The following is an 8,249-nucleotide window of genomic DNA, read 5'->3' as shown; positions in this document are numbered from 1 at the left end:
AATGTAGCACGTTAGTTATTTTCTGTCTATGACACACTTAGCCTTGAAATTTCGATTCCCGTAAGGTGATTTATTCTAGCTTCCAACCAACTTTTGCGCGAAAGGGCACTTTAGACCGCCAGTAAATTCCAACCATGCTTTGCACAAAAGGGAATGGTTTCTCATTGCTTAGCTAAATCCGTAATCCAACCTCAGAATGCAAATAGCCTTATTAAAGTTAAATAATTCAGTTTAAACATCCCCTCGGTAGCTCCAATTCTCTATTCCGGTTCATATCCGGTTTTCTAGTGCCATTTAGTGATGCTGCAGGATCTGAACACCCAAAAGTGGTGGGCGTACAGCAGGTCAGTGGGGCACAGTGCAAGCGTGACTACGTTGCGAGCTCCAGGGCAAATGACCGACCTTTGAGCCTACTCCAACAAGGTTACAGTGGCATTCTTGTATCCGAGTGGTTCTAATAATAGGGGACTGCCCGAAGCAGGAGCTAATTTATGGTGCCAACTGTATGAAGGTGAATATGCCCTACTTGACGACAAGGCTAAGCAATTTGACTTGCATCGTTCATTATTTATAACGGCGATTGCGAGCCAGTCGGATATCAGAGTGGAGTTTGATTCGCAAAGTTCAGTATGCACGGTGAGCTCAGTAGAACTTATCGTACCTTTATCACGTAGCAAGTATTTTTTTAAGTGAACTGAACACACAGTTGCTAACCGGGCAAATTGGACATATACGTACCCTCTACGACCATTTAGGGCGCGTCAGCAGAGTGTATGAACCTTCATTTTCAACAGGCTCTGCGTATGTCGAGTACACCTATGACCGATATGGCAACGTGCGCCAAACACGTGCTCCAAATGGTGGTGTAACGAATATCACATTAAGTGGTTTATCAACTGTAGAGCGAGACGCAAAAGGCAATACTACCACTTCGACCCGCGATTACGCCGGACGAACGGTTGAAGTCATTGATGCCGGCAATAACCGTCTGACCTACTATTTTCACCCCTCCGGACAAATTAGCGAAGTAAAGTCGCATGTCAATGGGGCGAGCGTGACTCGCGTGACAAACGCGTATGATGCAGATGGTCGACGCGTGTCTATGGATGATTTGGATAAAGGCACATGGACATACACCTATAACTCTTTTGGCGAGCTTACGCAACAAGTTGATGGTAACGGAAATCTGGTGTCGATGCGCTACGATCGCCTTGGTCGAGTTGTTCGTGAGCTCCAAGAGGTAAGTTCAGGGCTAAACAGCGCTGCAACAACGGTGTGTTATCACTATGCGCCGGCTAGCTCAGGCATTGCAAATGCGAAGGGGAGATTAACGGAAGTTGCGCGTTATACTGGGGTGCGGGATTGCTCCACCACGGCGACTCCAACGTATCGCGAGCGTTACACATATAATGCGCAAAGCCAAATTTCACGCAAGGTTGTTCTGAATAACGGGCAAAGCGCGACCTTTGATTATACGTACGATAGTTTTTTACGGCCACGTTTAACTCGCTATCCAAGCAACTCTGGTTTGGAGCGCTTAGTGGTCGAAAATGTGTATCAAAATGGTTACTTCAAAGGGTATCGCAATCATTCAACGGGGGTGATGATTGAACAAGTGACTCACGTGAATGCGCATGGGAATGGAACGCGTGTGCAGTTCCAAAACGGCGCTGAAACCCTTTACAGCTATCAAAGTTCAACGGGCTGGCTCACGGGAATGACTGTTTATCATAGTGGTGTCATCCGCAATATAGATTATCAATATGACTTGAATGGTAACCTAACGTCCCGGCAGCAAACATTTCGTCAAGGTACCGGCTCTGATGTCAACGAGTCATTTTATTACGATAACCTCTATCGCCTTACTCAATATACGCAAGAAACTCGCGGTGATTGGGGTGGAGGCGGAGATGAGCCCTGTCCTCCAGATATGGTATGCACCGGCCCCGTCCCCGACCCCGGCGATCCACCGCCCAAAGAGATCCAGAGCTTGCATGGCAACTCGAGCTATACAACGTCAAACAGCACAAATATAGTTGCTTACTATTCCTATGACGGTTATGGCAATCTACTGTCGAAAGGCGATGTTGGATTTAACGGAGCGAGCTACACTTATGCGGGTGGCGCTCCAGAAAGTCGACCAACGCGCTTATTGAGTGTAAGCTCATCGCATGGCACACAGACGTTCACCTATGATGGTAACGGCAACGTAACCAACGACGGGTTACAGAGCTTTACGTACACCACATTTGACAAGCCGATTGAAGTTCGACGGGCCGCCGATTTTAGAACGCTGTTCCGGTATGGCCCAAAGCGAGAGCTTGTTTACCAGCAGGATATTCGCCCTACGGGCACCCAAACGCGCTGGTTGTTCGGTGATTACGAACGGTCGGTACAAGAAAACGGCGATATCGAGCACCGGTTTATGGTGGGAGGTACGGTGGTCACCCATACCGAGCATGGGAGTGGCACCACGGAGCAAGTAACGCACCTGCATAAAGATGCGCAGGGCTCGACGGTGGTGATTACGGGGCAGGCGGTTAGTGGCAATGTTCTTAAACAACAGATAGCCTATGACCCATGGGGTAAACAAGCGACCTTATGGAGCCACAGCCAGTTTGTATTCGGACTGCGGTTAGGGGAGATGCGCGGCTACACCGGCCACACCATGGTAAACGACCTGAATCTGATTCATATGGGTGGGCGCACTTACAACCCGGTGCTGGGGCGTTTTATGCAGGCGGATCCGTTTATTCAGGCGGGCGCCTACCTGCAGAACTACAACCGTTATAGCTATGTGCTGAACAACCCGCTGAGTTATACGGACCCGAGTGGGTATTTGTTTAAGCGGTTGAACAAGGCCCTTGGTGATTTTGCGCCTTTTGTGGGAATGGCTGCGGCAGTTTTCCTTGGGGGGCCGGGAGGGTTTTTCGTTAACATAGGTATTGAAGTCGGTGCCTCGCAGGTATTTGCCGGATTCATTGCAGGTGGAGTTGCCACCGGGAACCTCAGAGGGGCGGCGGTTGGCGCGATTAGTGGTGCAATGTTCCATTCCTTTAGCGGCATGGCAGCATCACCCACCAGAGCCTTTGTGAGTGGTGTCGGCGGCGGATTTACAAGCATGCTCGGCGGTGGCGCGTTCCACCATGGCTTTGTCAGTGCGGGAATGGGGCAAGTAGCAAACAATGCCGGCGGAGACCTAGCCACAAGCGTTATTTTAGGGGGCACTGCGTCGCAGGTTGTCGGTGGTAAGTTTGCTAATGGGGCGCTGACCGCGGCGTTTGCGCGGATGATGGAACAAATATCAGAAGGACAAGCAAGCGGGCGGCAACGCGAGCCGACAACCGACCTACGGGATCACGTCATTGCAAATCGTCGAGCGCGCTTAAGTGTTTCTGACGACGGTACGACAATTTCGGGCACGGTGTATTACTACTGCTCCCTGCGAATTGAATGTGTGCCAATGGTAGAGCAAATGCTTACCTATATCAATGTACAAGCGGACGGCCTCACGGTGGACATTCAAATGGTTGAAGTGAGAAATATTTTTCGCGCTGACGTACGTTTTAGGCAGATACACAGTTATTCTAATTTTTATGCTACTCATGATGCACGCGGTCTTTTTATGGATAGAATTACTTTCAACAGCAGGTTACCTACTAGTTTGGCAGATTCAGGCTTGTGGGCTCACGAATTTGGTCATTTCTTGGGTTTTGGGCACAAGTTGAGTACTAGTGATATTGCACCGCACAGCGTGATGAGTTATGCCACCGAGAGGCGGCCTCTGCAGTCTTCGGAAATTCAACGTTTAATCGCAGCATATAGGTAGCAGACATCATGACTTATCAGACGTTACTCATTCTATCATCAATCAGCACATGGATTTGCTTCATCGCGATCGCATTAAATTTGTTACTAGCGTTTCATGTAGGCAAGTCTCATCCAACATACTCGATTTTAATTATAGGATTAATTGCTTTCTATTGGCTGCTTGACGAGTCGGGAATGATATCGTTTGCTTACTTTACTCCCATTCTATCTTTTTTATGGGTAATATTTTCATTCGCGCTGGCAATTCTGTTGATAAATAAATTAAAGGGATACTTGCGCTTTTCTTTGCTCTGTATTCCGATACTTTTCTTGTTCGGCTACATTGTGAACACGTTTTTCACTGGTCAGGAAATCGGGCTCTCATTGATGTCGGCATGGATATCCTAAGATAAAGCAACAATTCGCTTTCAACTTCCAGTTTGCCACTTGTAATGGTCAAAATGACCTGGCCACTACAAAATTACCTCCTGCAACTGAAAGGGTATACACATAAAGTTATTGGAGTCGAAGTTTCAGGAAGAGCTCAGGCCTTGAACGATGCGTTAGCTGGCTTGACGGTTGATGTAGTTGCGACTAAAAACATGCCCAAGGGTTTCTCTAGGATAATCGGCATCGCTACTTTGTCACCCACTTCCCCGCCAATAAAGCATAAGTTTGTGTTTGAATATGAACGAATTATTCTTGACTTCGAAGCTAGGGGTGGCAGATGAAAAAGTTAATATTTTGCATAGGTTTGTGTTTTACAGTTGTCGGATGTCGCTCAGAATTCACATGCCAAGAGGTAGTGACCGCTTTGGGTATCGAGCCCCAATTCACATACATGCCGGGACGAATAGAGCTTACAAATGCGTCGACTTATTACGCAGATCTAGCTGATTTTGAAGCTGAGTTCGGTGACATTATGGTGTTCCTTGATAACCTTGAATCTGTTGGTGTCGAGCCGCATAGAGAGGCAATCTCTCAATATCCTCACGTCGTGTTGACCGTAGGTGCTTTTAAGTTGAGTGACGAACGAATCGTTGAGCTTTTAGCTCTCGGTATTGATCCATTCAACAAGGAACGAACTACTGCCGCTCCCATTGAGATCTTGCTTGAAAGAGATTTACCGTTGACGGAGCAATACATTATAGAGAAATACTCAAGTCGCTTTGCAGATTTAAGCCGAATGATGAACCTTTTTCGAAAGAAATGTGTGGTGTAGCTCTCGTCTGTGTGTAGTGGCCAAGAAAAACTGGCCACCGGTTTATGGTGGGAGGTACGGTGGTGACCCATACCGTGCATGGGAGTGACACCACCGAGCAGATAACCTACCTGCATAAAGATGCCCAGGGCTCGACGGTGGTGATTACCGGAAATGCAGTCCTTGGCAATGTTCTGAAACAACAGATAGTCTATGACCCTTGGGGTAAACAAGCGACCTTGTGGAGCCACAGCCAGTTTATATTCGGACTGAGGTTAGGGAAGATGCGCGGCTACACTGGCCACACCATGGTGAACGACCTGAACCTGATTCATATGGGTGGGCGTACTTACAACCCGGTGCTGGGGCGTTTTATGCAGGCGGATCCGTTTATTCAGGCGGGCGCGAACCTGCAGAACTACAACCGCTACAGCTATGTGCTGAATAACCCGCTGAGTTATACGGACCCGAGTGGGTATTTGTTTAAGAAGCTCAACACCAAGTTCGGCAGATTCACCCCGCTACTGGCGATGGCTGTGATGATTATTCCTGGTGCACAACCCATGGGAGCAACTATGCTCAAGGGGTTTATAGCAGGTGGTATTGCCACCGGAAACTTACGCGGAGCGATAGTCGGTGGATTAACTGCAGGCATGGGGAAAAGCCTTGGTGAATTAAAGGGATTTGGAAGCTTCATGTCGAGGGGGATTATTGTCGGTGCCGCGAGCTCCTTGCAAGGCGGGAAGTTTAGTCACGGATTTGTGAGCGCAGGTGCAAGCGAGCTCTTCGGAGGCAATGTAGGAAACCGGACAGGAAACTTCATTACGTCTGCGATCGTTGGCGGAACGGTGTCCCACTTCGTGGGCGGTAAGTTTGCGAATGGGGCGCTGACTGCTGCCTTAACCTGGGCGTTGGCGCAGGGAGCAGAAAACGCTTTCAGTGGTGATGCGGACACATCTGTTTTGGATGGCCCAGTCGGTGAAGGTGTTTCTTTGTACGACGGGAAAATATCTGTGCATGCAGCGGGAGAAGATGCCGTTCTGACGGATGACCAACTATCAACGGTTAAATCAGATCTGGACCTCATTTTTAAAAGGGGCGGGGAAGAGGGACAAAGGCTTTATAATGCCTTGGACAGTGATAAGCCTCTTAAAATAATCGTTAATAGTCAGGGGGCGAATGCCGCTTACCTAAATGGAAATGTTCTTTCTATCGATCTAAGTTCTCAGGCAATCTTTATTGATCAGAATACAATGAAACCTTTTGTCGCCTCTACTACCCGGATATTGACCCATGAGATGGGGCATGCATTGCTTGGGCTGCATGATATTCATCCTTATATACCTTGGATTCAAATAGGTGATACGAGTTACCAAAACTCTCCAGTTGTTAGATTTACGGATCAAGTAATGAAAAATATTCATGGGGAAGATGCCCACCGGAGGAGGTATTATTGATGAGAATTTTGACATCTTTGGCTGTGCTATTAATAAATTTTCCAGCTCTTAGTCTACCTGACTGTTCGGGTTTAGAGGATTTCAAGGGAAGTATTTATGGAATGCTGGTTTCTGAAATGCTTCCGATAAATGTGGAATCACCCAAGGAAGATGCATACGTCCGTTTTGAAAACGGTGACTATCGTTTGATGGGATACGGGCTCTATTCCGGAATTAAAATCCCTAGAATAGAAAAGCTTGAGGAGAATGAGGTGTGCAAATATGGAGTCAGAGTTCTTCCTGGAATGACAGATGCGTTTGAGTCACCTGATCATCGGCGCCTAGTGGATGAATTAAGAGTTTATATAGATGAGTATAATGCATACATAGTGAGTCGTTTGAAAGAGAAGAGCCCTTAGCGTCAAGTACGGTCATCACCCATACGGAGCATGGGAGTGGTACCACCGAGCAGATAACGCATCTGCATAAAGATGCCCAGGGCTCGACAGTGGTGATTACCGGAAATGCAGTCCTTGGCAATGTTCTGAAACAACAGATAGCCTATGACCCATGGGGTAAACAAGCGACCTTGTGGAGCCACAGCCAGTTTATATTCGGACTGCGGTTAGGGGAGATGCGCGGCTACACCGGCCACACCATGGTAAACGACCTGAATCTGATTCATATGGGTGGGCGCACTTACAACCCGATGCTGGGGCGCTTTATGCAGGCGGATCCGTTTATTCAGGCGGGCGCGAACCTGCAGAACTACAACCGCTACAGCTATGTGCTGAATAACCCGCTGAGTTATACGGATCCGAGTGGGTATTTGTTTAAGCGGTTGAATAAGGCCTTTGGTAACTTTGCACCTTTTGTGGGTATGGCTGCGTCATTTTTCCTCGGAGGCGCGGGCGGCTTTTTTGTCAAGATGGGCATAGAAACCGCAGCCTCGCAGGTATTTGCCGGACTCATTGCAGGTGGAGTTGCCACCGGGAACCTCAGAGGGGCGGCGGTTGGCGCGATTAGTGGTGCAATGTTCCATTCCTTTAGCGGCATGGCAGCATCACCCACCAGAGCCTTTGTGAGTGGTGTCGGCGGCGGATTTACAAGCATGCTCGGCGGTGGCGCGTTCCACCATGGCTTTGTCAGTGCGGGAATGGGGCAAGTAGTAAACAATGCCGGCGGAGACCTAGCCACAAGCGTGATTTTAGGCGGCACTGCGTCGCAGGTTGTCGGCGGTAAGTTTGCAAATGGTGCGGTGACGGCGGCGTTGAGTAGCCTACTCAGTAGAGAGATAAATGATGTTGACTCAGCAAGCCCAGACTTCTCCCAAATGACAAATGAAGAACTTACCGATTGGCTGTTTGAGAATCGCGACCTTTTTGAGATTGATATTCCCAATAATATTGAGCTTATTTATAGTCCTCAACACACAGGGTTCTTCAGAGGTCCTTTTGGAGTAATACGTGCAAACTGCGACGATCCGCTATGCGGAGGTAGGTTGGATGAACCAACGAGGGGCGTTCTTATGTTGAATCGGATTGAGCTATTTCCATCTGCTTTCGAAGCTGGTTTCGCAAGCATTTCACTTGAATCTAACGGACGAATCCAAATTTTGGGAATGAATGTCACAGGTATAGAGCGAGCAGTTCTTACTCTTGGTCATGAGGCTGCGCATGCGCGTGGGATAGATATTCCGCCCTCGGTAGACCCGCTTGGAATTCATCCAAATGCGGATCGAGCAGGGCTTGATGCGCTGCGCAGATTTAGAGATTGGGATGAAGGAAGATAAATTGTGTTAG

General features: G+C 48.3%; 5 protein-coding genes. All 5 read left to right on the top strand.

Annotated features, from left to right (window positions below):
- Window positions 1-769 precede the first annotated feature (769 nt).
- The 5 genes from M1L23_RS14995 to M1L23_RS06810 all read left to right on the top strand — a co-directional run bounded on the left by M1L23_RS14995 (window position 770) and on the right by M1L23_RS06810 (window position 8,239).
- Window positions 770-3,829, top strand: coding sequence for an RHS repeat-associated core domain-containing protein (locus M1L23_RS14995; protein WP_252626577.1), 3,060 nt, complete (start codon window positions 770-772; stop codon window positions 3,827-3,829).
- Between the two features lie 708 nt (window positions 3,830-4,537).
- Window positions 4,538-5,032, top strand: a complete 495-nt coding sequence (locus tag M1L23_RS06825) for a hypothetical protein (protein WP_252626576.1) — start codon at window positions 4,538-4,540, stop codon at window positions 5,030-5,032.
- Window positions 5,033-5,094: 62 nt separating this feature from the next.
- Window positions 5,095-6,468 carry an RHS repeat-associated core domain-containing protein gene (locus M1L23_RS06820; RefSeq protein WP_252626575.1) on the top strand — a complete coding sequence of 458 codons (1,374 nt, stop codon included), beginning with the start codon at window positions 5,095-5,097 and terminating at the stop codon, window positions 6,466-6,468.
- Window positions 6,468-6,866, top strand: a complete 399-nt coding sequence (locus M1L23_RS06815; protein ID WP_252626573.1) for a hypothetical protein — start codon at window positions 6,468-6,470, stop codon at window positions 6,864-6,866. The genes M1L23_RS06820 and M1L23_RS06815 overlap by 1 nt, the downstream gene beginning before the upstream one ends.
- Entirely contained in the window at window positions 6,830-8,239 is a 1,410-nt protein-coding gene (locus M1L23_RS06810; protein ID WP_476726592.1) for an RHS repeat domain-containing protein, read from the top strand. The genes M1L23_RS06815 and M1L23_RS06810 overlap by 37 nt, the downstream gene beginning before the upstream one ends.
- Window positions 8,240-8,249: the final 10 nt, after the last annotated feature.

The sequence above is a fragment of the Aliidiomarina quisquiliarum genome (assembly GCF_023922585.1).
Classification (GTDB): domain Bacteria; phylum Pseudomonadota; class Gammaproteobacteria; order Enterobacterales; family Alteromonadaceae; genus Aliidiomarina; species Aliidiomarina quisquiliarum.
The sequence above is the reverse complement of the archived record's forward strand: the minus strand, read 5'-3'. Positions and strand labels throughout refer to the sequence as shown.

Excerpts from the sequence above, each read along its gene's own strand:
- M1L23_RS06815 (WP_252626573.1), top strand. The coding sequence starts at position 6,468 with ATGAGAATTTTGACATCTTTGGCTGTGCTATTAATAAATTTTCCAGCT.
- M1L23_RS06825 (WP_252626576.1), top strand. The coding sequence starts at position 4,538 with ATGAAAAAGTTAATATTTTGCATAGGTTTGTGTTTTACAGTTGTCGGA.